A 23,314-nucleotide genomic window follows, 5' to 3' on the forward strand; every position below is an offset into this window, starting at 1 on the left:
GGCCCGTTGGGGTGCATGATCGGATGCCGGCGGATGGCGCACGGCCCGCTTCTCGCGGTACCGCTCGTGCCGGTGGATCCTGAGGCCAGGCAGAGGAGGGTGGCGTATGCCCCAGGGCACGGACGGGCACATTCCGGGGTGGCGCCGTCTGGTGCCCGGGGGCGTGGTCCTCCTCGGCTACCGGCGTGCATGGCTGAGAGGCGACCTGCTGGCCGGCCTCACGGTGGCCGCGTATCTCGTCCCCCAGGTCATGGCGTACGCGGGTGTGGCGGGACTCCCGCCGGTCGCCGGCCTCTGGGCGATCCTGCCCGCCCTCGCGCTGTACGCGCTGTTCGGGTCCTCGCGCCTGCTCTCGGTCGGCCCCGAATCCACGACCGCGCTCATGACGGCCACGGTGGTCGCCCCGTTCGCCGCCGGCGCCCCCGGGCGCTACGCCACCCTGGCGGCCACGCTCGCGGTCACGGTCGGCCTCCTGTGCCTGGTCGCACGGGCAGTACGGCTGGGCTTCCTGGCGGACCTTCTCTCCCGCCCGGTGCTGATCGGCTACATGGCGGGCGTGGCGCTGATCATGATGGCGGACCAGCTGCCCAAACTCATCGGAGTCGGGGCGACGGAAACCAGGTTCTTCCCCCAACTGTGGTCCTTCGCGAGGGACCTGACCGATGCCCACATGGCAACTGTCGTCCTCTCTGCCGCCCTCCTCGCGTTGCTCTTCACGGTGGCGAGGTACGTCCGTGCCGTGCCCGGACCGCTCCTCGCCGTGGTCCTCGGCACGCTTGCCGTGGTGACGTTCGACCTCGACGACCGGTACGGCATCAAGGTGATCGGCGAGGTCCCGTCGGGTCTGCCCGACCTCGTGTGGCCTGACTGGACCGTGGTGCCGCGTCTCGTCCTGCCTGCCCTCGGAGTACTGCTGGTGGCCTACACCGACTTCATCCTCACGGCGCGGGCGTTCACCGGACGAAACGACGGCGACGGACCCGGGCTCGACGCCAACCAGGAGTTTCTGGCGCTGGGCGCAGCCAACCTCGGCGCCGGCGCATTGCAAGGCTTCCCCGTCAGCAGCAGTGCCAGCCGCACCGCACTCGCCTCCTCGGCGGGCGCCCGCAGCCAGGCGTACTCGCTGGTCGCCGGGGCCGTGGTCCTCGCGGTCCTCCTCTTCCTCAGCCCGCTGCTCACCCGCACGCCCTCCGCCGTCCTCGGCGCGCTAGTCGTCTACGCCGCTGTCCGCATGATCGACCTCGCCGGTTTCCGCCGCCTGACGTCCTTCCGCCGCCGCGAACTCCTGCTCGCGCTCGGCTGCCTGGCCGGAGTGCTCGCCCTGGACATCCTGTACGGCGTGCTCGTGGCCGTCGGGCTGTCGGTGGCCGAGCTGCTGACACGTGTGGCCCGCCCGCACGACGCGGTCCAGGGAGTGGTGCCCGGGGTGGCGGGCATGCACGACGTCGACGATTACCCGCAGGCCCGCACGATTCCCGGCCTGCTGGTCTACCGCTACGACTCGCCGCTGTTCTTCGCCAATGCCGAGGACTTCCGCCGCCGTGCCCTGGCCGCCGTCGACGAACAGACCGACCCCGTCCACTGGTTCGTGCTCAACACCGAGGCCAACGTGGAGGTCGACATCACCGCCCTCGATGCCGTGGACGAACTGCGCCGCGAGCTCACCGACCGAGGCGTCGTGTTCGCGCTTGCCCGCGTCAAGCAGGACCTCCTGGACGATCTCCAGGCGTACGGCCTCACGGACTCTGTCGGCCCGGACCTCATCTTCCCCACCCTGCCGACCGCCGTGGCCGCCTACCGGAAATGGAGCCGCGCTCAGTAGGCCGACAGACCGTGGGCCCTGAATCGTGCACGGACGCGTTCGGCCGTGGAGATCACCAGGAGGACGGCGAGGAGCCTCCAGAAGCCGGGCGTGAGTGACGTGTCCACAGCACTCAGCCCCTCGAGCGGGTCCTCTCACGCCTCCGTGGAACCGCCGCATCGGGATCGCGGGACGGTGCCAGAGGTCTCCTCGTCGGAGCCGGCCGGCCCGCATCGAAGGGCCGGGTGGCCCATGGCCCGCCGCCCAGGGCGGGAAGACGCTGGTCATGGAAGTCCCTGCACCTCGTCGGGAGGCACGCCATGATCACTACGCCCACACCCAGCATGCTGCGCGCCCTGCCTGCCCAGCACCGGCAACGGCTGATGCGCGTCGCCCGCGAGGTGTCGTTCCCGCAAGGAACTCGCCTGTTCGAGGAAGGCGGCAAGGCCGACCGGTTCTGGATCATCCGCACGGGCACCGTCGAGCTCGACATGCGCGTACCAGGCCGCCGTCCCGCCGTCATCGAGATCCTCCGGCACAACGAACTCGTCGGCTGGTCCTGGCTCTTCACCCCGCATGTCTGGCACCTCGGCGCCGCGGCGACGACCCCGGTGCGGGCGTACGAGTTCGACGCCACGGCTGTCCGTTCGATATGCCAGGACGACCCGGCCATGGGCCACGCCGTCACCCAGTGGGTCGGCGACGTGCTCGCCCACCGACTCCGCTCCGCCCGGAGCAGGCTGCTGGACCTGTACGCCCCTTACGGCGCCGGTAGTTCCCTCTGATCGCGCGCGAGCCGAAGCGAGGAAGGAGCCAGCCGCCATGCACGGCACCCCGCACAGCGTCAGCGACGTCATGACCCATACGGTCGCCGCCGTCGGCCGCAGCGCCACCTTCAAGGAGATCGTGCAGCTGATGCAGGACTGGAAGGTCAGTGCCCTGCCCGTGCTCGAAGGCGAAGGCCGCGTGGTCGGCGTCGTCTCCGAGGCCGACCTCCTGCCCAAGGAGGAGTTCCGCGACAGCGACCCCGACAGGTACACACAGCTCCGCCGTCTGTCCGACCTGGCGAAGGCCGGCGCAATAACCGCTGAGGAGCTGATGACCTCCCCGGCACTCACCACCCGCCCCGACGCGACGCTCGCCCAGGCCGCCCGGACCATGGCGCACGCCAGGGTCAAGCGCCTGCCGGTGGTCAACGAGCTGGGCATGCTGGAGGGCATCGTCAGCAGGGCCGACTTGCTCAAGGTCTTCCTGCGCAGCGACGACGAGATCGCGGAGGAGGTGCATCGCGAGGTCGTGGCCTACCTCTTCCCCGCGCCTGGCTCGGCTCTCCGGGTCCAGGTACGCGACGGAGTGGTGAAGCTCGCCGGGCGCGTCCGGGACACATCCCTGATCCCCATAGCCGCCCGTCTCGTGCGCGCCGTCGAAGGCGTGGTGGACGTGGACTTCGAGCTGGAGGGGCGCAGCGATACGCCGGACGCGGGCGGTTCGTCGGGCATGAGGGCCGCGGGAAGCTCGGCTCCGGTCCAGCGGCTCAGCAATCCGATGCCCTCAACCGGTGCTACGCGCTACCTGACCCCCCACCTGGCCGAACGCCGCCGGGTTGGCCAGCCGGACCGTGGCCGTTGGGCCGGGTAGGGACATATACCAGGGCGGAGTGGGGCCGGACGGCCCTAGTGCATCCGGGCCCGGCGAGCAATGATCGTCGTCAGAGGCAGTCCGTCGTCCGCGGACCGTGAGCCACCGGGAACAAGGGGTCGTCATGACCGAGCCAGGCACCTTCACGGAGCAGAACCCGATCCGGGTGTTCCTGCTGGACGACCACGAGGTCGTACGACGGGGCCTGACCGACCTGCTCGACGCCGAGCCGGACATCTCGGTGGTCGGCGACGCGGCCACCGTTGAACATGCCCTCGCCCGCGGCCCGGCGCTGCGACCGCACGTCGCCGTGCTCGACGTACGCCTCCCCGACGGCGACGGCATCACGGTCTGCCGGGAGCTGCGCAGCCAGATGCCGGAGCTTGCCTGTCTGATGCTGACGTCGTTCGATGACGAGGACGCCCTGCTCGACGCCATCATGGCCGGGGCCTCGGGTTACGTCCTCAAGCAGATCAGGGGCTCCGACCTGGTCTCGGCGGTCCGCACGGTCGCCTCGGGCCAGTCCATGCTGGACCCCGCGACCACGGCGCGCCTGATGCGCTCGCTGCGCGCCGACCCGGCCGAGACACCCGCCTTGGCACCCGAGCTGGCGAGCCTGTCCCCGCGCGAACGCGACATCCTCGCCCTGATCGGCGACGGCCTGACCAACCGCGAGATCGGCAAGAAGCTCTACCTCTCGGAGAAGACCGTCAAGAACCACATCTCCCGGCTGCTGGCCAAACTCGGCGTCCAGCGCCGCGTCCAGGCCGCGGTCCTCGCCTCCCACCTGGAGCAGACGGATCCCGGCGACCGCCCGACGAGGTGAGCACCGGCTGGGCCGTCGGAGGATGTGTACGGGCCTCGCATCGCTTTTTGTCAGCGACGAAGACGCGGTCCTGCCCCAGGGCCGTCGTGGTTCCCACTGCGGGCAGGGGATCGCTGTCCCGTTGGAGTCGCGACGCGAGGGCCAGCTCCTACACGGCCGGTGTCTCGTTCTCTTGCAGCAATGCATCCGCTGCGGCCAGAGCCTCAACGGCGATCCGGGCTCCGGTCATCACGCAGAGCATGTACGTGGCGTCTTCAAGTGCGCGGCTGGTACGACCCGTGTGACACAGATCGTGCTCAATGCGCGCCTCGGCAAACCGGACCAGAGCGGTACGCAATTCCCTCTCCGCCGGAAGGGTCATGGCCGGTCCCCTCTCAAACACTGCCCGCATGCCGGCGCCGCCTCGAGCCCGGGCTACATGCATGGCGTCGCACGCGACCGCTCGACACCAACAGCTCCGAGTCGATCCCTGAGTGCCCCGCATTGAGGGATTTGCGTCCGAAACGACACTGGACGCTCGGGTCGCACGAGAGCGGTCGGGAGGCACTCAGCCATCGGCATGCCGGACCGGTGCACGCTCTGCCGGGCGGCCGAGCATCCGCAGCTGAAGCAGTGCCCCCTAGTCGCAGGGCCGCCACTTCGCGCAGGGGGGCGGCAGCGACGGCATAGGCGAAGGTGCGCAGTGGAGCCGGCATGCCGGGCGACGAACCCCGGGGTGTTGCCGCTGCTGTCCGAGATCACCCGGACGCGTGCTGGCTCGCGCCGTGTGTGGCAGCTGTCGGCGGCTAGCGTGGCCGTTTGTCAACAGATTGGGTGTGCCATGTCGGACGAGTCGTCGCCGAGCCCCCTGGGTACGACCATGCGTGAGGTGACGTTCCCTGACCAGTCACGCGGCATCATTCTCGTGAAAGCCGGTACGCCGCAGGCCGAAGCGGACGAGATGGCGGCCCGGATGTGGGCGGAGCGCTGCCCGACGCGGGGCAGGCGGGCACAGTAGAAGCCCCGGCCGGGCACTGTCTGTTTTGACGGTGGGGCGCTGCGTCCGTCACTCGCAACAGGCAGCGTCCTGGTCGATGGCCATGAGCCGCTCTCTTGTCCAGATAGTGTGGGTGGCCGCTATTTGTGTGGCGGGCGATCGCTCGGGTGATCTCGGCTGTCGTTCCGAGTCTGTCGCGGCGCTAGCGTCCCGTCCGATTGACAGCGAGGGGCCGTGCGGCCGGGGGGTTGGTGCAGATGGGCCAAGTTTGGGCGCCTTTTGGCTCCTGAGGATGTCACGCTCCCGGAGATGCTCTCGGGTCGCCGGGCATTTTCCCGACGTCATAGCGGGTTGCAGGGCGGCGATTCTGGAGCCAGTGGCCTTCCTGGGCCGGTGTTGAGGGTTCCGGTGCACGGAGTCAGCACCCCGGGGCCGGGGGGTGGCAACGCACTCCACATGTGAGTCATAGAAGAGAGGTCGGACCGGAAGAGTCACGAAGAACACCAGCTCAGGGGCCGTTTTTCGGCTCATGGCTCCGCGTGCGTGCGCCGAGAGCGTCAAACGACCGTCAAGTCCAGCAGCCCGTCCCTCCTCATCACTCGCGACCGGCATTCGGGACCTCAAGGACAGCTAGGACTGCTTCCTCCTGCACCGCTAGGGTGTGCTCGATCAGTCGCAGCAGGGCAGACGAGCCTTCGGTGCATACCGGCATCCGGTTGGGGTACTCGACGCGATTCGGGCTTGAAATCGAGGAGGGACATGGACGACGTCGCCGCTCCCGGCAGGGACAGTGTTCCCCTGTCCGGGCACCAGGCGCGTTCTGGCGCCCTGCTCGACGGAACGCTGGAAAACCTGCGGGCTGCCGCCATCGCGGTCGATGACGATGGCCTCATCGTCGCGGTCAACAGCGCAGCCCAAAGCCTGCTGCGCAGGGAAGCCTCAGAACTCATCGGTCAGGACTTCCACGACCTGCTGCACCGGGACAGATACGGGCACTCGGTGCCGCGCACACGCTGCCGGATAAGGAAGGCGCTCCTCACGGGGGACACCAGGCATGGCGACGCCGAGTGGTTCGCCCGCGGGGACGGCGCTCTCGTCCAGTTGTCCTGGCTCGTCACGCCCTACGCACCCGGTCCGGGCGGTACAGGTGCGCTGGCAATGCTGTACGAGCCGAAGCCAGGGGGCATGCGCGACAGCGACGGCGGGCACTCCGCGCCGCTGACGGAACTGGACCGTCTGGCACTGCTGGCGGAGACGACCACGCAGCTCACCTCCACCCTGGACGCGGACGAGGCGCTGCACCGGCTGGCGGCCCTGACCGTGCCCCGGCTCGCGGACTGGGCCGTGTTCGATCTGCTCACCGAACGTGACGAAGTACGACGCGTTCTCGTGATGGAGCACAAGGACGGCATTCTCGTCGAGCGGGACGACCTGCAGGGCCCGATGCCTCCCGTGCCGGCAGAGTCACCGATGCCCCTGTCACGGGCCCTGCGCGGCGCCGCCTCCTCCCTCGCCGGCCCCGCCACCTACCAAGGTCCGCCCGACTCCGGCATAGCGGTCGAGCAGCAGCGCCTGTTCACCGCGACAGGTATGCACTCCGCCGTCATCGCACCCATTCGCGGACTGCGCGACGTACTCGGCGCGCTGACCCTGGGCCGCGCCCAGCGTCATGACGCCTTCACGCCTGCCGACCTTCCGCTGCTGGAGGACCTCACCCGCCGGGCGGGCCTGGCGCTGGACAACGCGCGCCTGTACCAGCGCCAGCGCAAAGTCGCCGAGACCATGCAACGCCACCTGCTGCCCCAGCTGCCCGTCCTGCCAGGACTGGAGATGACAGCGCGCTACGTACCCGCTCCGGACGCCTCATCCGTGGGCGGTGACTGGTACGACGCCTTCGCTCTGGCCGCCCACGCCCACGCACTGGCCATCGGCGACGTCGTCGGACACGATCTCGACGCCGCAGCCGGCATGGCGCAGGTCCGCAACATGCTGCGGGCCTTCGCCTGGTCCCACCCCGAGGCCGCACCCAGCGCCGTCGTCACACGGCTCGACGAGGCAGTGATGCACATAGCCGAGGTACCCATGGCCACCATGATCCTCGCCAGGCTCACACTCGGCGACGACACACTGTGGCGCCTGCGCTGGACGAACGCCGGCCACCCGCCGCCCCTGCTCATCACCCACGACGGTCAGACCCGCTACCTCGACGAGGCTCACGGCATACTGCTCGGCACCGGAGTCACCAGACCTCGCCCCGACGCCGTCACCCTCCTGCCACCCCAGGCAACGCTCCTGCTCTACACCGACGGACTGGTCGAATCCCCGCACCACTCCATCGATCACGGGCTTGACCGGCTGCGCCGACACGCGGCCTCCCTCGCCCACCGCCCCCTCGACTCCTTCTGCGACTTGCTCCTGGACCAGGTCCGCCCGAGCGACAACGATGACGACGTCGCCATGATCGCGCTGCGCACACCCCTCGCATAGGACCCGCCTGACCCGCGCGTGCGCACCGATGATGGGACAGACTCTCGGCCGGCAACGAGGGCCCGGGACGAAGACCGTCCCCCTCCGTGATCACCCTGCCTGGGCTCTCGTCCCGCGGGACCACGGGGAGCGGGAAGGGCTGTGGTTGTGGAGGACGAGCAGCGCCAGGGCGCCGGTCGCTGCGGACCAGGTGAGGCAAAGCAGGCCGTGGGACCAGGGGATGTCTGGGGTGAGGGCTGAGCTCAGCGCCAGCTGGTTCACGCCGTACAGAGGAAGCGCGGATACGCCTGCCACATCCATGAGTGTGTTGAAGACGGGGGTTCTGCAGGCCGGTGTCGACCAGGCTGAGCATGATGATGAGGAAGAAGCCCTCCAACTCGCCGCGGACCAGAGAGCCGAGCAGAAGGCCGAATGCCGCCGAAGCGACTGACGGGAGCATCGGCAAGGTCGACAAGCACTCCGGCGATGTCGGCGCCTCCCACCTCGTGGCCGACACGGGGGTGTGGATCTTCGGCAAGCATGCCCTTATCCCGGTCGGCCTCGTCAGCGGCATCGACACGGCCGCCGAGACGATCTACGTCAACCGGACCAAGGAGCAGATCAAGAACGCTCCCGAGTTCGACAAGGACAAGCACGCTGAGGATGCGGGCTATCACGAGCAGTTCGGCGGTTACTACGGCAGCCACCGGGCCTGAGCCCTGAGTGGGTGCGGGCGTGAGGACGGCGCCCGCCCGCACCCTGGCCGACAACCAAACCGGTCCAGGCGGCAGGACACGGGGGGTGCGAGCCCGGACGAGCCATCGGCGTGCTGACAACGCTGGGCCAAGTACCGCCGTATGGCGGCTTCACGGTGCTCCGAGAGGTCTCACAGCACACCAATATCAAACTCAGCCAGGTCGCCGAAGACATCCTCAAGTACGCCCAAGGCGCCGCACCGCCCGAGGTGCTGGTCGGCGAGGCTGCGTGAGGGTGGAGACCGTACGGACGGTCCACCTGGTGCGCCGTGGGCGACGAGGCACAGGTGCCCGTGCCCGCCCCGCCGCAGGACCCCGGCCGCAATCCCGTATTCATGTGACCGGCATCACAGTATGCAGGGAGTTCGTCCTCAGGTCATCATATGACCCGATCGCCGCACGACCGGGCGAGCGAGCAAGGGCCGCGCGCGGTACGAGACCGGCCGCGCCCGGTGAGAGAGCCGCACAGCAGGACGAGGATGGGCATGAACGACCAGCAGATGCCGCACAGGTCGGCACGGCCGCGCGTGGGCGTGGTGGGGCTCGGGGCCATGGGTCTCGGCATGGCACGCAGCCTGCGCGGCGCGGGCCACGAGGTGGGGGTCCACGACCTCCGACCGCAGGTGGCCGCGGACTTCGCCCGGGACGGCGGCATCGCGTACGCCTCCCCCGCCGCCCTCGCCGCCGAGACGGACGTCCTTGTCGGCGTCGTGGTCAACGCCTCGCAGGTCGACGCCGTGCTGTTCGGCCCCGAAGGTGCCGCCGAACGACTCCGCCCGGGTGCCGTCTACGTGATGTGCTCAACCGTCGCCCCGGGTTGGTCCGCCGAGCTGGAGGGGCGGCTGGCCGAGAAGGGCGTGCTGTACCTGGACGCCCCCATCTCCGGCGGCGCCGTCCGCGCGGCCGCCGGTGAGCTCACGATGATGACCTCCGGCTCCCCCGCGGCGTACGCACTCGCCGACCCGGTCCTGGAGGCCATGAGCAGCACGGTCTACCGGCTGGGCGAGCGGGCCGGGCTCGGCTCCAAGGTCAAGATCGTGAACCAGCTGCTCGCGGGCGTGCACATCGCGGCGGCGGCCGAGGCCATGGCCCTCGGCATCAAGGCCGGGGTCCCGGCCGAAGCCCTGTACGAGGTCATCACGCACAGCGCGGGCAACTCCTGGATGTTCGAGAACCGCATGGCGCATGTGCTCGCCGGGGACTACACGCCGCTGTCCGCAGTCGACATCTTCGTCAAGGACCTCGGGCTGGTGCTCGACGCCGCGCGACCCGACAGGTTCCCGCTCCCCCTCGCCTCCACCGCGCACCAGATGTTCCTGCATGCCTCGGCTTCCGGGCTCGGCGGCGAGGACGACAGCGCGGTGATCAAGATCTTCCCGGGTGTGGACCTGCCGAAGCCGGCCAGCCTCCCGGATCCGACGGACCTGCCCAAGGCGGAGGCCTGACATGGGAATCCGACTCGGCTGCCTCGCCGACGACTTCACCGGCGCCACCGACCTCGCGAACAACCTCGTGCGTGCGGGCATGCGCGTCGTCCAGCTGATCGACGTACCGGAGGACCGGATCGACGGGCAGGCCATCGACGCCGACGCCGTCGTCATCGCCCTCAAGTCGCGGACGACCCCCGCGTCCGACGCCGTCGACGCCTCACTCCGGGCCCTCGCCTGGCTGCGGTCCGCCGACGCCGAGCAGATCTACTTCAAGTACTGCTCCACCTTCGACTCCACCCCCGCGGGCAACATCGGCCCGGTCACCGAGGCGCTGATGGACGCCCTGGGCGCGGACTTCACGATCGCCACTCCGGCGTTCCCCGACAACGGCCGCACTGTCTTCAAGGGCCACCTCTTCGTCGGTGACGTGCTGCTCAGCGACAGCGGGATGCGGCACCATCCGCTCACGCCGATGACCGACCCGAACCTCGTCTCCGTACTGCAGGCTCAGACCGGGCGGCCCGTCGGTCTCGTCGACCACACCGTCGTCGCGGGCGGCGGCGATGCCGTCCGGACCCGGTTCGACGAGCTGCGCAAGGAGGGTGTCGGGATCGCGATCGTCGACGCCGTGTCCAACCGCGACCTCGTGCGGCTGGGCGAGGCCGTACGGGACCTGCCGCTGGTGACCGCCGGTTCCGGACTCGCGATCGGGCTGCCCGCGAACTGGGGCTTCGAGCCGTCCGCCGCGGCCGCGCAACTGCCGCCGGCCGACGGGCACGCCGCCGTAGTCTCCGGCTCGGTGTCCGACGCAACGAACGGGCAGGTGCTGGAGTTCCTGCGCACCGGACGACCCGCGTTCAGCGTGGACCCGCTGCGGATCGCGGCCGGTGAGGACGTGGCCGGGCAGGCGCTCGCCTTCGCCGAGGCGCACCTCGCCGACGGGCCGGTCCTCGTCTACTCCACCCAGGCACCCGATACGGTACGGGCCGTCCAGGGCAGGCTCGGTGCCGCCGAGGCCGGTGAGCTGGTGGAGCGGACACTGGCCCGCGTGGCGCGGGGACTCGTGGACCGCGGGGTCCGCCGGCTCGTCGTCGCGGGCGGCGAGACCTCGGGCGCCGTCGTCCAAGCGCTCGGCATCACCCGCCTCCGTATCGGACCGCAGATCGCGCCCGGAGTGCCGTGGTGCGCGGCGACGCTGCCCGGCGGCGACACCCTCCACATCACCCTCAAGTCCGGCAACTTCGGCGGCCCCGGCTTCTTCACAGACTCGCTGGCCCTCCTGGACGGGGAAGCATCGTGACCACCGACACCGCACCGGACACCACCGTGGACGCCGCGCGCCGCGAGATCGTCCGGGTCGGCACCAGCCTGTTCGCCCGGGGATACGTGCACGCCAGCGCCGGAAACATCAGCGCGCGGGTCGGCGACAGCCACCTGATCACGCCCACCGACGCCGCCCTCGGCTTCCTCGCCCCCGACCGGCTCGCGCTGGTCGACGCCTCCGGTGAGCAGGTGGCGGGCGACCGCGCCAGCAAGACCCTCGCGCTGCACCGGCGCATCTACGAGGCCGACCCCACGGCCCGGTTCGTCGTCCACACCCACTCCACGCACCTGGTCGGGCTCACCCTGGCCGGTGTGTGGCACCAGGACGACGTGCTCCCGCCCATCACCCCGTACTACGTGATGAAGGTGGGGCACGTTCCGCTCGTCCCTTACCACCGGCCCGGCGATCCGCGCGTGGCCGACCTGGTGACCGCCCGAATCGCCGACCGAGCGGCGGGCGGCACCCCGATCAGGGCCGTGCTGCTGGAACGCCTGGGCCCCGTCGTCTGGGGTCCCGACCCGGCCACCGCCCTCGCCGTCCTCGAGGAACTCGAGGAGACGGCACGTCTCTGGCTCCTGACCGATCGTCGCCCTGAGCCGCTCCCCCGTCACGCGATCGACGAACTGAGGTCCACGTTCCGAGCAGCGTGGTGACCAGCCCCCCACCACGTCAGAGAATCCCCTGAGCCGCTTACGAAGGATTGCTCCATGTCCCTGTCTGCGACGACGGACGAGGCCGCCCCCGACCTCGCCCGTGAGAACGCCGTCTTCCGCAAGGTCGTACGACGCATCGTCCCCTTCCTGATCCTCTGCTACGTCTTCTCGTACCTGGACCGCGTCAACGTCGGCTTCGCCAAGCTGCAGATGTCGGACGACCTCGGGTTCAGCGAGGCCGCGTACGGCTTGGGCGCCGGTCTGTTCTTCATCGGCTACTTCCTCTTCGAGGTGCCGTCGAACCTGATGCTGCAGCGCATCGGCGCCCGTACCTGGATCGCCCGGATCATGATCACCTGGGGCGTGGTCTCGGCGTCGTTCATGTTCGTCAACAGCGAGACCACGTTCTACGTGCTCCGGTTCCTCCTCGGTGCCGCGGAGGCCGGCTTCTACCCGGGCGTGATCCTCTACTGCACCTACTGGTTCCCCTCGCACCGGCGGGCCCGGGTGATCGCGCTGTTCATGTCCGCGATCCCGGTCGCCGGCATCTTCGGCAACCCGCTCTCCGGCTGGATCATGGACCGTTTCCAGGGCGTGAACGGCTGGCAGGGCTGGCAGTGGATGTTCCTGCTGGAGGCCATCCCGGCGCTGATCATCGGTGTGGCGACGCTGTTCTACCTCGACAACGGAGTGCGCGACGCGAAGTGGCTCAGCGACGAGGAGAAAGGCATCGTCGAGCGGGCGATCGCCGAGGACACCGCGCACCAGACCGTGCACGGCAAGGTGTGGGACGCCTTCCGCGAGCCCAAGGTGTGGCTGATGTGCCTCATCTACTTCTGCTTCGTGATGGGCCAGTACGCCCTGACCTTCTGGATGCCCACCTTCGTCCAGTCCACCGGCATCGAGGGCGGCCTCACGATCGGTGTGCTGAGCGCCGTGCCGTTCCTTGCCGCGCTCGTCGCGATGAACGTGTTCGGGCGGTCCGCGGACAAGCTCCGTGAGCGCCGCTGGCACCTGGTGATCCCGTCGCTCATGGGCGCCGTCGGCTTCTCGCTCGCGGCGAGCTGGTCCGGGTCGACCGCACTGTCCCTCGCCGCCCTGTCCTTCGCCGCGGCCGGTGTGCTGACCTGTGCCCCGTTGTTCTGGTCGCTGCCGACCGCGTTCCTGGGCGGCACCGCCGCGGCGGCCGGTCTCGCCGTCATCAACTCGGTGGGCAACCTGGCCGGCTTCGTCAGTCCGTACATGATCGGCGCGCTCAAGGACGCGACCGGTTCGACCGAGCTCCCGATGTACGTGCTGGCGCTCAGCCTCGTCGTCGGCGCGGGCGCGGTCCTCACCACGAAGAAGCAGATCGTCAACCGCTAGCCGGGCCGGATCGTCAACCGCCGGCCCGACCGAGGAGCCACACCATGCCGAGGTTCGCCGCGAACCTGTCGATGATGTACACCGAGCACGATTTCCCCGACCGTTTCGCCGCGGCCTCGGCGGACGGCTTCGAGGCCGTCGAGTACCTCTTCCCGTACGCCTACGAGGCCGCCGAACTGCGCCGCCTGCTCGACGAGAACGGCCTGCGCCAGGTCCTCTTCAACGCGCCCCCCGGCGCCTGGGACTCCGGCGAGCGCGGTACCGCGGCGCTGCCCGGGCGCGAGGCCGAGACCCGCTCCGGGATCGAACGGGCCCTGGAGTACGCGGCGGCCCTCGGCAGCCCCCGGGTGCACGTGATGGCCGGACTGGTCGGGCCCGACGCCGTGCCCGCGGCCCGGGACACGTACCTGGCCAATCTCACCTGGGCCGCCGAGAAGGCCGCCGCGGTCGGCGTCGACATCCTGATCGAGCCGATCAACCGCCGTGACATGCCCGGCTACTTCCTGAGCCGGCAGGCCGAGGCGCACACCGTGGTCCAGTCGGTGGGCGCGCCGAATCTCAAGGTGCAGCTCGACCTCTACCACTGCCAGATCGTCGAGGGTGACCTCACCACGACCCTGCGCCGGGACCTGCCGACCGGCCGGGTCGGCCATCTGCAGATCGCCGGCGTGCCCGACCGCCATGAGCCCGACCAGGGCGAACTCGCCATCGACCATCTGTTCGCCGTCATCGACGAGTTGGGCTTCGACGGCTGGATCGGCTGCGAGTACCGCCCCCGCGCCGGTACGAGCGAAGGGCTCGGCTGGCTGAAGAACAACCTGCACGTCCGAGGATTCCGAGGAGAAGGAACCGCATGAGGATCGTCATCACAGGTGGCTTCGGCTTCCTGGGCCGCCGGGTAGCCGCGGCACTGCTGGAGCGCCGGACGTTCCGCGGCGCACCCGTCGAGCGGCTCGTCCTCGCCGACCGGTTCGTACCGCTGGAGGCACCCGAAGCGGCCGATCCGCTGGTCGACATCGTGCAGGGCGACCTGACCGACCGGATCGGCGAGGTGTTCGCGGAGCCGGTGGACGTGCTGATCCATCTCGCGTCCGCGGTCTCGGCCGAGTGCGAGGCGGACTTCGACCTCGGGATGGGCGCCAACCTGGACACGACCAGGGCGCTGCTCGACGCCGCGAGGGCGCAGTCCGCCGCCGGCGGGCCGACGGTACGCGTCGTGTTCTCCAGCAGCGTCGCGGTGTACGGCTCCGACCCGACGCTGCCGCTGCCGCAGGTGGTCAGCGAAGCGACGCTGCCGACCCCGCGGTCGAGCTACGGGACGCAGAAGCTGGTCTGCGAGCAACTCGTCGCCGAGTACACGCGGCGCGGTTTCCTCGACGGGCGGGTGGCCCGGCTGATGACCGTGTCGGTGCGGCCGGGCAAGCCGAACGCGGCCGCATCCGGCTTCCTGTCCGGGATAGTCCGCGAACCGCTCGCGGGCCTGCCGGCGACCTGCCCGGTCGATCCCGCACTGCGGGTGGCCCTGGCCTCGCCGCAGCGCACCGTCGAGGGCATCCTGCGCATCGCCGAGGCCGAGCGGGGCTCCGGTCCGGGCCGGATGGACGGCGGGCTGCCGGTCAACCTGCCGGCGCTCACGGTGTCCGTCGCCGACATACTGGCCACACTGCGTCGGGTCGCCGGGGACTCCGTCGCCGACCTGGTGACGATCTCACCCGACCCGGCGGTCGAGGCCATCGTGGGCTCATGGCCCGCCGAGTTCGACAACGCCCGCGCCGCCGCCCTCGGCCTGGAGCCCGACCCGAGCTTCGAGTCGGTGGTACGCGACTACATCGAGGCGCACCCGGAGGCGGTCGTCGAGCCGCTCGCGGCGAGTCCGACGGGGTCCGCGCCGATAGACTGAACACCATGTTTTCCAAGGTGAGCGGTCCCGTCCGGCTCGCGGATCAGGTCGCCGCGATCCTCGCGGAGGAAATCGAGTCCGGACGGCTGGCCGAGGGCGACAAGCTGCCGACGGAAGTCGAGCTGGTCAAGCAGCTCGGCGTCAGCCGTACGGTGGTGCGCGAGGCCGTGTCCCGGCTCCGCAACGCGGGCCTGGTCGAGCCGCGCCAGGGCCGCGGCGTGTTCGTCCTGCCGCGCCGCACCCGGCCGCTCGACCTGGAGGCCGAGGCCGCCGACACCAAGTCCAAGGTCCTTCAGATCGTGGAAGTGCGGCGCGCGATGGAGGGCGAGGCCGCGGCCCTCGCGGCCGCCCGCGCCACAGCCGCCGACCTCTCCCGTATGCGGGCGGCCCTGGACGCGATCGACGCGGCGGTCGCGGCCGGCGGTGACGGTGTGGAGGAGGACCTGGCCTTCCACCGATCCATCGCCGAGTCGACCGGCAACGCGGTCATGGTCTCGACCATGCGGTACCTGGGCGAGGTCATGCGCAGCGGCATCCGCGTCACCCGCGCCAACGAGGCCCGCCGCGGCGACTTCATCGAAGAGGTCCGCAAGGAACACCACGCCATCTTCGCGGCAATCGGCACCGGCGACCCGGACGCGGCCCGCGCCGCCGCGCTCACCCACATGAAGCACGCGTCCTCCCGGCTCCAGGACGCGGACGAACGGTTCTGGGCGGACACCGAGGACCTGGCCGTGGCCCTGGACGCTGCTCGCTGATCGGGTCCATGGCCGCTTGCCAGTGCGTCATGCGGCTCCAAGCAATCCTCGGAGGGGGCCCGCGCTCACGCCGGCGGTTCATGCTGCGCGTGCACTTCACATCCGACGATGTGGCGCGTGTACGGCTCGCGGCCGCACCGAACGGCCTGTGGGAGATCGCCAACGGCCTTCCGACGCTGGGCAGCTCGGACGGTTCTCCTGGACCGGAATCCTGGACGGCTGAGGCATTCTTCGAGGTTGCCTGGCGCAGCCACTTCAGGGATCCTTCTCGGCCGCCACTCGCCGAACGACCGCGATCACGCCGAGAGAAACGGCTCCGTCAAATGCGGCGTCGCCAGATGGAGCGTGGTGGCGGTTTCGCGGCCGAGCATGCGCTCCCTCGAGTGCCTGGCCGCCTCAGGGTCGGCCTCGTGCGCGTAGGCGAGCTCGGGGTGGAGCAGCTGCAGCGCGTGTACCAGGAGGTCGCCGGTGACGAGCGCCAGCTCGCGCCCCTCGGCGACCAGCACGCTCTGGTGTCCGGGCGTGTGACCGGGGGTGGCGACCGCGCGCCCTGCGCGCAGCGGTGTGTCCCCGTCGAGTAGCCGGAGCCGACCGGCCGCCGCGAGCGGGTCGGTGAGGGTCTCACGAAGCTGCGGGTTGAGCGCGTCGAGGGCGTCGAACTCGGCCCGCTGGAGAAGGTATTCGGCGTTCGGGAAGTAAGGGCGGCGGCCGCCCGTCGCACCGCCGGTCGAAGCGTTGCCGTCCACCGTGCCGCCCGCTTGCGGGCTGGCCGCCTCGGTCACGACCGCCCACCCGACGTGGTCGGTGTGCAGATGTGTGAGCACCACGGTGTCGACTTCAGCCGGGTCGATGCCCGCGGCGGCGAGCGACTCGGGGAGCGCACCGGGCACGGGCGCCCACGAGGCGGCCGGGCTGTCCGCAGGACCGATCCCGGCGTCCACGACGGTGAGGCCCTTGTCACCGCGTATCGCGTACGCACGAAACTGGAGCCGCCAGCGGCCCTCGGCGTCGACCGCGCCCGGGTCGTAGCGGTCGGCCTCGGCCCACTGAGCGGCCGTTGCCTCGGGGAAGGCATCGGCGCGCGGGGAGAAGAACGGGCCCTCGCCGTCGGCGAGGGCGATGATCTCGGTCGAGCCGATCCGGAGGCGGGGAACGCGGAGGGACATGGCCGCGATCCTGCCATGCATTCCACGTGGGTGGTGACTCGCCCCGTGGCGCGATGTTCTCGATGTGGGGCGAGCTGATCTCTCAGATGAACAGTGGGAAGTGCAGGGGTCGTTGCTGCCTGTGGCGCTGTCCGGGTAGGCCGTCGGTGTGCCATACGTGGGGCAGGGGCCCAAGGTGACGGGCCGGAGTTGCCTGTCGTCCGTCGCCGGGGCCTTCCGGAGGCTGGTTCCCTCGATGTCGAGAGCGGGCAGGATCCGGTCCAGCCGGCGCGGCAGCCACCAGGCGCCCCGGCCGGCGGGAGCGAGCACGGCCGGTACGAGCGTCACGCGGACGGCGAAGGGGTCGATCGCCACACCGATGGCCAGGGCGAGCGCGACGGGTTTTGATCAGGGAGCGCGTCTGTGCAAGGGGCACGTTGGAGGTAGCGCTCAAGCCACCGGCGGGCGGGCGGATGGGTCACGGCGGGCCGGGGCACGGATGAAGGAGCCGGGCCCGTTGATCTCGGGGAGGCGGCGAGTCCACGACGTGGCCCCCGGGCGCCGGGCCGAGAGGAGATGTAGCTGGATGGGGCCACGAAAGACAAGCCGGCGTGAAGGGCTGTTCGTCGGCCTGTGCACCCTGGATGTCATCCAGCTCGTCGATCACGTCCCGGCGCCCGACGAGAAACTCACCGCCCGCGAACAGACCGTGGCCGCCGGCGGCCCGGCCGCGAACGCGGCCGTGACCTTCACGTACCTGGGCGGCGCGGCCAGGCTGCTCACCGCGATCGGCTCCCACCCGCTGGGGCTCGCGATCAAGGCCGACCTGGAGCAGGCAAGAGTGACCGTGGCCGACCTGGCGGTTCAGTCGACCGACCCGCCCGCTGTGTCCTCCATCATGGTCACCGCCTCCAGCGGACAACGCGCCGTCGCCTCGACCAACGCAACCGGACACAGCCTCGCCCCACCCGACGATCTGGACGCGCTGGTGGCAGCCTGCGACATCGTCCAACTCGACGGCCATCACATGGAACTGGCCACGGCCACCGCCCGAGCCGCGCGAGACGCCGACCGCCGCACCGTCCTCGACGCAGGCAGCTGGAAGCCGGGGACACAGAACCTCCTGCCGTGGATCGACGTAGCCGTCTGCTCCGCCGATTTCCACCCGCCTGACGCCCACACCCCCACCGACACCCTGCAATTCCTCAAACGCCACGGGGTCGCGTGGACGGCGGTCACGCAGGGAGGCGGGCCCATCGTGTGGGCAGGCCCCGACGACAGCGGGACCATCGCGGTGCCCACCGTGCCGGTGGAGGACACTCTCGGCGCGGGAGACATCCTGCACGGAGCCCTCACCCATCACCTGGCCGACAAGCGGCACCTGACCTCACAGAGCTTCGTCCAAAGCCTGCACGCCGCCGCCCTCATCGCCTCACAGGCATGCGCTTCGTTCGGCACCCGAGCCTGGATGCACTGACCAACATCCGGTCCGGGTTTCGCCATTGCAAGATGCCGGCCACCCGCTGCCCAGCGGAACCGTTACGCCGCATCGTTCGGCATCTGAGCATCGGCATCCGACCAACCGCGGCGTACGGGCGCGGTCCCACGCCTCGTAAGCCAGGCTCCACGGCTTCGTCCTCGGCTGCCGCTGCAACGGCCCTGCCGTGCCTGCCCACCTCATCCTGCCCACGCTCCCGACAACGTCAGCACCACGCTCACCCCTGCGACGAGCACCATGCACAGGCGCAGCCACCTCGCGAAGTCGTCGCCGTCCTCCCACTGCTCCGCTTCAGGCCAGGCACCCTCAGTCGGGTATGCGGCCAAGAGACCGGCGCAGTACGGGCAGCCCGCGGGGTCGGTTGGGGTCTGCTGCGCGTCGTCCAGCGCTGCGAACCAATCGTCCATGCACCGTTCAACCCGCGATCGGCCGGGCGGGCAACGTCCTCAGCGGTGTTCGAGGCCGGACCGCAACCTCGGATAGCCGTACGGCACATACCGCCGACCACTGCCGCGCAAGGGGACTCCGTCGCCATGCATGTTCGCCGGAGTTCAAGCGCGTCCACACGGAACCCGCAGCCGGAAGAGCGCCCCTCCCCCGGGCGCGTGCTCGGCCGTCAGCTCGGCATCGTGTGCGTGGGCGATCTGGCGGGCCATGGCCAGTCCAAGGCCGGAGCCGGGCAGGGCACGAGCGGTGCGGGCGCGGTAGAAGCGGTCGAACACGTAGGGGAGGTCGTCGTCGGAGATGCCGGGGCCGTGATCGCGGATGGTCGGTTCCAGCGTGCCCGGGGCGGTGGTGAGGGTGACCTCGACGGGCCGGCCGGGTGGGCTGAACTTGGCGGCGCTGTCCAGCAGGCTCGACAGCAGCCGGGAGAGCCGGGCCGGCACACCGGCGACCGCGGCGGTACGCACGTCGGGGTCGGCCGAGAGCTCGAAGGGTACGGCCGGCCAGTGGTCACGGGCTGCGTCGACGGCATGCGCCACGACGTCAGCCAGACGTACGTCCTCAATCAGCGGGTCCGGTTCCTCGTCCCGGGCAAGTTCGATCAAGTCGTTGACCAGGAGGGTCACCTCTCGCAGCTGGCGGGCGAGCGCGTTCGCCGCGCGGTCGCGCTGGGCGTCGTTGAGGCGGGAGGCCCTGGTCAGCAGTTCGGCGTTGGTGCGCAGAGCGGTCAGCGGGGTGCGCAGTTCATGGGAGGCGTCGGCAACCAGGCGGCGTTGAGCGGTGAGGACTTCTCCAACTCGTCCAGCATGGTGTTGAAAGAGGCCGCGAGGCGGGTGATCTCGTCGTCCCTGCCAGGGCCCTTCGGCGGCAGCTCGATGCGGTGCCGGGCGTCGCGCGTGGAGGCGATGCGCTCGGCCGTGGCCGTGAGCCGACTGACCGGTGCCAGACCCCGTGCGGGAAACCCAGGATCCGAGCACCCCGGCCAGAACCACGCCGGCCCCGCCCATGACAGTGAGCAGCACCGCGGCCTGCCGGACCCCTCGGTCGACCGTGTCGGCACGCACAGCGACCTGGATGGCTCGGCCTTCGTCCAGTGGCGTGGTGAGCATCCTGGCGCTGCGGCCCGCCAGTCGCACCTCGCTGTAGTAGGGCCCGTGGGCGTCGGAGGCGACCTCGCGGGTGGTGTCGGTGACGGGCAGCAGGTACGGCTGCTCCGGGTCGTCAGCGGGCTGCGCGGGGACCAGCTTGGCGCAGGCCGGGGCGGCGAGGAAGCGGCACTGTCCCTGCACGACACCGGGTGGCTCGTGCCGGTACTGCTGGGCCGCGAGTCGCGCCGACTGGGTCAGGTGCAGGCGAGCTGGTGGACCAGTTGGTGACGGATGATCAGGAAGGCTGCGGCGCACAGGCCCACGGCGACGGCAGCCACCGCCAGGGACGCCGTCACGGTCAGGCGGGTGCGCAGGGGTCGGCGACGCAGCCATCGGGCGTGCCGGCGTCGACCGTTTCGTTGCGGCTCGGGCTGCGAGCGCTGTCGTCGTGGTGCGGTCATGGCAGGTCCAGCCGGTAGCCGACTCAGTGCACGGTGTGGACGAGCCGGGGCTCGCCGCCCGCCTCCAGCTTTCGGCGCAGATAGCCGACGTAGACGGCGAGGGAGTTGGACTCGGGGCCGAAGTCGCGGCCCCAGACCCGTTCCAGGATCGTCTCCCGGGGCAGCACCTGTCCGGGGTGCCGCAGCAGCAGCTCCAGCAGGAGAACTCGGTGCGGCTGAACTCGATCGCGCGCCCTGCCCGGCGTCCGGTCCGCGTTGCCGGGTCGACCACGAGGTCGGCAAAGCCCAGCTCGCCACCCGCGTCCGGCTCGGCCACGGCGGTACGGCGCAGCAGGGCCCTGATCCGTGCCACCAGCTCGTCCAGCGCGAACGGTTTCACCAGGTAGTCGTCGGCGCCTGCCTCCAGACCGTCCACCCGCTGGAGGATCTGGCGGTGAAGGCTCTCGCCCGCACGCGCTTGGCAAAGTCCGTGCACGATGCCGGATGGTCGGCGTTCGTGAGCATGCTGGAGTACAAGGCCGCCCGATACGGGCACGCCTTCGTGAAGTTCGGGCGGTTCGAGCCGACCTCTCAGGTGTGCTCCGTGTGCGGCGCCAACGACGGCCCGAAGCCCCTGCATGTGAGGGAATGGGCATGCCGGGCCTGTGGGGCGGTCCTGGACCGGGACATCAACGCGGCGGTCAACGTCGCCAAGGCGGCCGGACTGGCCGTGACAGCCTGTGGAGCGCAGGTAAGACGGGCCCCCGTGCCCGCACCGCGCAGAGAAGCAGGAACCCACTCGGCACCGCAGCCTTCAAAGCCACGGTAGGCGAGAATCTCCCCCTTCAGGAGGGGAGAGGATGTCGACAGGTCTGATCAAGCCGCGGTCGGTCCGCAGCATGTCGTCGGCGTCGGCGGCCTCCGCAGGCCGTGTGGGCCGCCGACGCCCAGACCACGATCCTGTTCGGCCAAGGTGTTGTGACACCAATTGAGGGATCACGGTCCCTGAGGTCTTGGTGTCGGTGCTCCGTGTTCGGGGTGTCTCCAGCCGTGTTGGCTGTCCCGCTGGGCCCAACGTTCGAAACCATGAAAGGGACGGCACACGCGGAGATCGGCCCCCCGGGGACGGAATGGCTCCTACACCAGATGTGGGCCAGGACGGTATGTCGACGTTCCCCGTGACGTCGCCACACGGCAGCGTCACGCCGCCCGGGACGAGGTTCCGGCAGAACACGCCCCGTTCGCCCTTCCCCTTCACGTTTCCGCCACCGGCGCGTACACCTGCTCCTCGAGCCCGAAGGTCCACGCAACGCCCGCTCGCGCTGTCCGCGTCGAGGGCGGTACCCGTAGCCAGTAGGTGCGCCGTGTCCCGTCCGGCTCGGGGGTCGAGTTGAGGACCTCCACCATGACGACCGGTTCGTCGTCCACCAGGTCGATGCGCCACAGGGTGCCTGTCTCGTCCTGGTGGAGGGGGCGGGCACCCGAGTCGGTCAGGTAGCGGTCGTAGCCGTAGTACTCCAGCATCACGCGCCGAAGTTCGGCGTTCTCCTCGACGCGGATGCGCTCCGGTGTGAGGGCGGGCAGTTCGGCGAGGAAGGCTGCGGGGACGGGCATGCCGCGCCAGGCGTGCAGGGCGAAGCCGTCCGGGTAGGCGAGGGCCGGGCCGTCGCCGTGGTCGAGTCGGCCGGCCTCGTCGCGGTGCAGGGCCACGGGCCGTTCGGAGAGGACCGCCACTCGGGCGTAGGGCCACCACCAGCCGGCGTTGCGGCAGACCGCCGTCAGCGCGTCGAGCGGGCCGGCGTCGGCCGGGAACGCGGCGAGCCACGGCGCGTCGTGCTGTCCGAGCACGGCGTCAAGGAGGAGCAGCCTGATCTCGGCGGCTTCCTTGCCGGTGTCCCGGCCGGCGAGATCCTCGATGACGCCCGTGCGGATCCGGTCCACGAGGGCCTGGGTGGAATCCCACAGCCGTCCGCCCGTCGCCGCCCAGTGCGCGGACCAGCCCTCGGCACCCAACTCGACGTGCAGGGAGCGTCTTTGCTGTGCCCAGGGGGCACTGCGCACCGCGTCCCGTACGCTCGGGCCGCGGTCCGAGAGGTCGTCCCGGATCAGGGTGATCGCCGCTCGCGGCGAACCCACCCACACCACGCGCTCCGGTTCGGCGAGTCCCGCCAGCCGGTAGGCCCGGCGAACGCCGTCCTCGGCGGCCGCGCGATCGGCTGGGCCGGTCGCCGAGGCCCACGCGCGCCATGGCCCCAGTTCGCCGGAGGCGATGTTCTCCGCCCCCTGCGTTTCCTCAATGTCGGTCTCGGACTCGACGTCTGTCGTGGTCATTTGCTGCCCCTCCACCCCGGTTCTCTCCACCCTTTGCCTCTGCGCCCTTTGCCGCTTGTCCCTCCCGGCCTTCGCCGTTCAGTCCGCCACGATGCGCACGGATCCGGGCACGTACTCCCGTTGCCGGATCACCCGGTACCAGCCCTTGGGCAGCGCGATCGCCGCGTGCTCCTCGTGGACGACTCGGCCGCCCTGGGGCAGACGCAGCAGCAAAGGGCCGAACGGCCCCGGCTCACGTATCAGTTCGCCCGGACCGACAATCGCGTGAGCGTGGCCGGTGACCTCGCCCAGCGCCAGCACGAGCCGCCCCCGCCCGTCGCGCTGCTCCCTGGGCGCGTGTGCCACATGCGCCGGTACCGCCTCCTCCGTCACCGGCACGATCAGCACGTCTCCCTGTCGGTACATGGCTGTCCCCTCACCGCCGGGTGCACCCGCACCGGCCTCATGACCACGACCGTAGGCGGCACCACTGACAA

General features: G+C 70.4%; 19 protein-coding genes and 4 pseudogenes. 16 read left to right on the forward strand and 7 right to left on the reverse strand.

Annotated elements, in window-relative coordinates:
- Positions 1-106 precede the first annotated feature (106 nt).
- The 4 genes and pseudogenes from AB5J55_RS00830 (at position 107) to AB5J55_RS00845 (ending at position 4,265) form a co-directional block, all read left to right on the forward strand.
- Positions 107-1,822 (forward strand): SulP family inorganic anion transporter, encoded by a 1,716-nt coding sequence (locus AB5J55_RS00830; protein ID WP_369268763.1) that lies wholly within the window; start codon positions 107-109, stop codon positions 1,820-1,822.
- Positions 1,823-2,121: 299 nt separating this feature from the next.
- Positions 2,122-2,586, forward strand: a complete 465-nt coding sequence (locus tag AB5J55_RS00835; protein WP_369268764.1) for a cyclic nucleotide-binding domain-containing protein — start codon at positions 2,122-2,124, stop codon at positions 2,584-2,586.
- 37 nt (positions 2,587-2,623) lie between these two features.
- A pseudogene (locus AB5J55_RS00840) lies at positions 2,624-3,262 on the forward strand (CBS domain-containing protein); the annotation flags it as partial.
- Between the two features lie 301 nt (positions 3,263-3,563).
- Positions 3,564-4,265 (forward strand): response regulator, encoded by a 702-nt coding sequence (locus AB5J55_RS00845; protein ID WP_369268765.1) that lies wholly within the window; start codon positions 3,564-3,566, stop codon positions 4,263-4,265.
- Between the two features lie 148 nt (positions 4,266-4,413).
- On the opposite strand, the gene AB5J55_RS00850 is transcribed toward AB5J55_RS00845, so the two are convergent.
- Positions 4,414-4,626 carry a DUF5133 domain-containing protein gene (locus tag AB5J55_RS00850; RefSeq protein WP_369268766.1) on the reverse strand — a complete coding sequence of 71 codons (213 nt, stop codon included), beginning with the start codon at positions 4,624-4,626 and terminating at the stop codon, positions 4,414-4,416.
- Between the two features lie 1,374 nt (positions 4,627-6,000).
- Here AB5J55_RS00850 and AB5J55_RS00855 point away from each other — a divergent pair.
- The 10 genes from AB5J55_RS00855 (at position 6,001) to AB5J55_RS00900 (ending at position 15,892) form a co-directional block, all read left to right on the forward strand.
- The gene (locus AB5J55_RS00855) at positions 6,001-7,728 is read left to right on the forward strand and encodes a SpoIIE family protein phosphatase (RefSeq protein ID WP_369268767.1); all 1,728 of its coding nucleotides are present in this window, start codon (positions 6,001-6,003) and stop codon (positions 7,726-7,728) included.
- Between the two features lie 350 nt (positions 7,729-8,078).
- A complete protein-coding gene (locus tag AB5J55_RS00860; protein ID WP_369268768.1) occupies positions 8,079-8,423 on the forward strand; it encodes a PRC-barrel domain containing protein in 345 nt (114 codons plus the stop codon).
- A gap of 104 nt (positions 8,424-8,527) precedes the next feature.
- Complete coding sequence (locus AB5J55_RS00865) at positions 8,528-8,695, forward strand: ANTAR domain-containing protein (RefSeq protein ID WP_369276040.1); 168 nt, start codon at positions 8,528-8,530, stop codon at positions 8,693-8,695.
- A gap of 150 nt (positions 8,696-8,845) precedes the next feature.
- Positions 8,846-9,907 carry an L-threonate dehydrogenase gene (ltnD, locus tag AB5J55_RS00870; protein ID WP_369268769.1) on the forward strand — a complete coding sequence of 354 codons (1,062 nt, stop codon included), beginning with the start codon at positions 8,846-8,848 and terminating at the stop codon, positions 9,905-9,907.
- Position 9,908: 1 nt separating this feature from the next.
- Positions 9,909-11,192, forward strand: a complete 1,284-nt coding sequence (gene otnK / locus AB5J55_RS00875) for a 3-oxo-tetronate kinase (RefSeq protein WP_369268770.1) — start codon at positions 9,909-9,911, stop codon at positions 11,190-11,192.
- On the forward strand, positions 11,189-11,869 hold the full coding sequence (locus tag AB5J55_RS00880) for an aldolase (RefSeq protein ID WP_369268771.1): 681 nt from the start codon (positions 11,189-11,191) through the stop codon (positions 11,867-11,869). Before otnK ends, AB5J55_RS00880 begins: the two co-directional genes overlap by 4 nt.
- A 54-nt stretch (positions 11,870-11,923) precedes the next feature.
- Positions 11,924-13,234, forward strand: coding sequence for an MFS transporter (locus AB5J55_RS00885; RefSeq protein ID WP_369268772.1), 1,311 nt, complete (start codon positions 11,924-11,926; stop codon positions 13,232-13,234).
- Positions 13,235-13,278: 44 nt separating this feature from the next.
- Positions 13,279-14,091 carry a 2-oxo-tetronate isomerase gene (gene otnI, locus AB5J55_RS00890; RefSeq protein WP_369268773.1) on the forward strand — a complete coding sequence of 271 codons (813 nt, stop codon included), beginning with the start codon at positions 13,279-13,281 and terminating at the stop codon, positions 14,089-14,091.
- The gene (denD, locus tag AB5J55_RS00895; RefSeq protein ID WP_369268774.1) at positions 14,088-15,134 is read left to right on the forward strand and encodes a D-erythronate dehydrogenase; all 1,047 of its coding nucleotides are present in this window, start codon (positions 14,088-14,090) and stop codon (positions 15,132-15,134) included. Before otnI ends, denD begins: the two co-directional genes overlap by 4 nt.
- A 5-nt stretch (positions 15,135-15,139) precedes the next feature.
- Entirely contained in the window at positions 15,140-15,892 is a 753-nt protein-coding gene (locus tag AB5J55_RS00900; RefSeq protein WP_369268775.1) for a FadR/GntR family transcriptional regulator, read from the forward strand.
- A 296-nt stretch (positions 15,893-16,188) separates the two neighbouring features.
- Here AB5J55_RS00900 and AB5J55_RS00905 read toward each other — a convergent pair whose 3' ends face one another.
- Entirely contained in the window at positions 16,189-17,058 is an 870-nt protein-coding gene (locus tag AB5J55_RS00905; RefSeq protein ID WP_369268776.1) for an MBL fold metallo-hydrolase, read from the reverse strand.
- Between the two features lie 565 nt (positions 17,059-17,623).
- On the opposite strand from AB5J55_RS00905, the gene AB5J55_RS00910 reads away from it, so the two are divergent.
- Positions 17,624-18,514 (forward strand): PfkB family carbohydrate kinase, encoded by an 891-nt coding sequence (locus AB5J55_RS00910; RefSeq protein ID WP_369268777.1) that lies wholly within the window; start codon positions 17,624-17,626, stop codon positions 18,512-18,514.
- A gap of 200 nt (positions 18,515-18,714) precedes the next feature.
- Here the strand turns inward: AB5J55_RS00910 and AB5J55_RS00915 are convergent, their stop codons facing one another.
- The 3 genes and pseudogenes from AB5J55_RS00915 to AB5J55_RS00925 form a co-directional block, all read right to left on the reverse strand.
- Positions 18,715-18,942 (reverse strand): hypothetical protein, encoded by a 228-nt coding sequence (locus AB5J55_RS00915; RefSeq protein ID WP_369268778.1) that lies wholly within the window; start codon positions 18,940-18,942, stop codon positions 18,715-18,717.
- A gap of 144 nt (positions 18,943-19,086) precedes the next feature.
- Positions 19,087-20,528: pseudogene (locus AB5J55_RS00920) on the reverse strand (sensor histidine kinase).
- A gap of 23 nt (positions 20,529-20,551) precedes the next feature.
- Positions 20,552-20,955: pseudogene (locus AB5J55_RS00925) on the reverse strand (response regulator transcription factor); the annotation flags it as partial.
- Here AB5J55_RS00925 and AB5J55_RS00930 point away from each other — a divergent pair.
- Positions 20,947-21,336, forward strand: a pseudogene (locus tag AB5J55_RS00930) (zinc ribbon domain-containing protein); the annotation flags it as partial. The pseudogenes AB5J55_RS00925 and AB5J55_RS00930 overlap by 9 nt on opposite strands.
- 425 nt (positions 21,337-21,761) lie before the next feature.
- Here AB5J55_RS00930 and AB5J55_RS00935 read toward each other — a convergent pair.
- Entirely contained in the window at positions 21,762-22,838 is a 1,077-nt protein-coding gene (locus AB5J55_RS00935; protein ID WP_369268779.1) for a DUF6745 domain-containing protein, read from the reverse strand.
- Positions 22,839-22,916: 78 nt separating this feature from the next.
- Positions 22,917-23,243: a hypothetical protein gene (locus tag AB5J55_RS00940; protein ID WP_107906371.1), complete on the reverse strand. Its 327-nt coding sequence runs from the start codon at positions 23,241-23,243 to the stop codon at positions 22,917-22,919.
- Between the last annotated feature and the right edge of the window lie 71 nt (positions 23,244-23,314).

Source organism: Streptomyces sp. R11 (assembly GCF_041051905.1).
Lineage (GTDB): Bacteria > Actinomycetota > Actinomycetes > Streptomycetales > Streptomycetaceae > Streptomyces.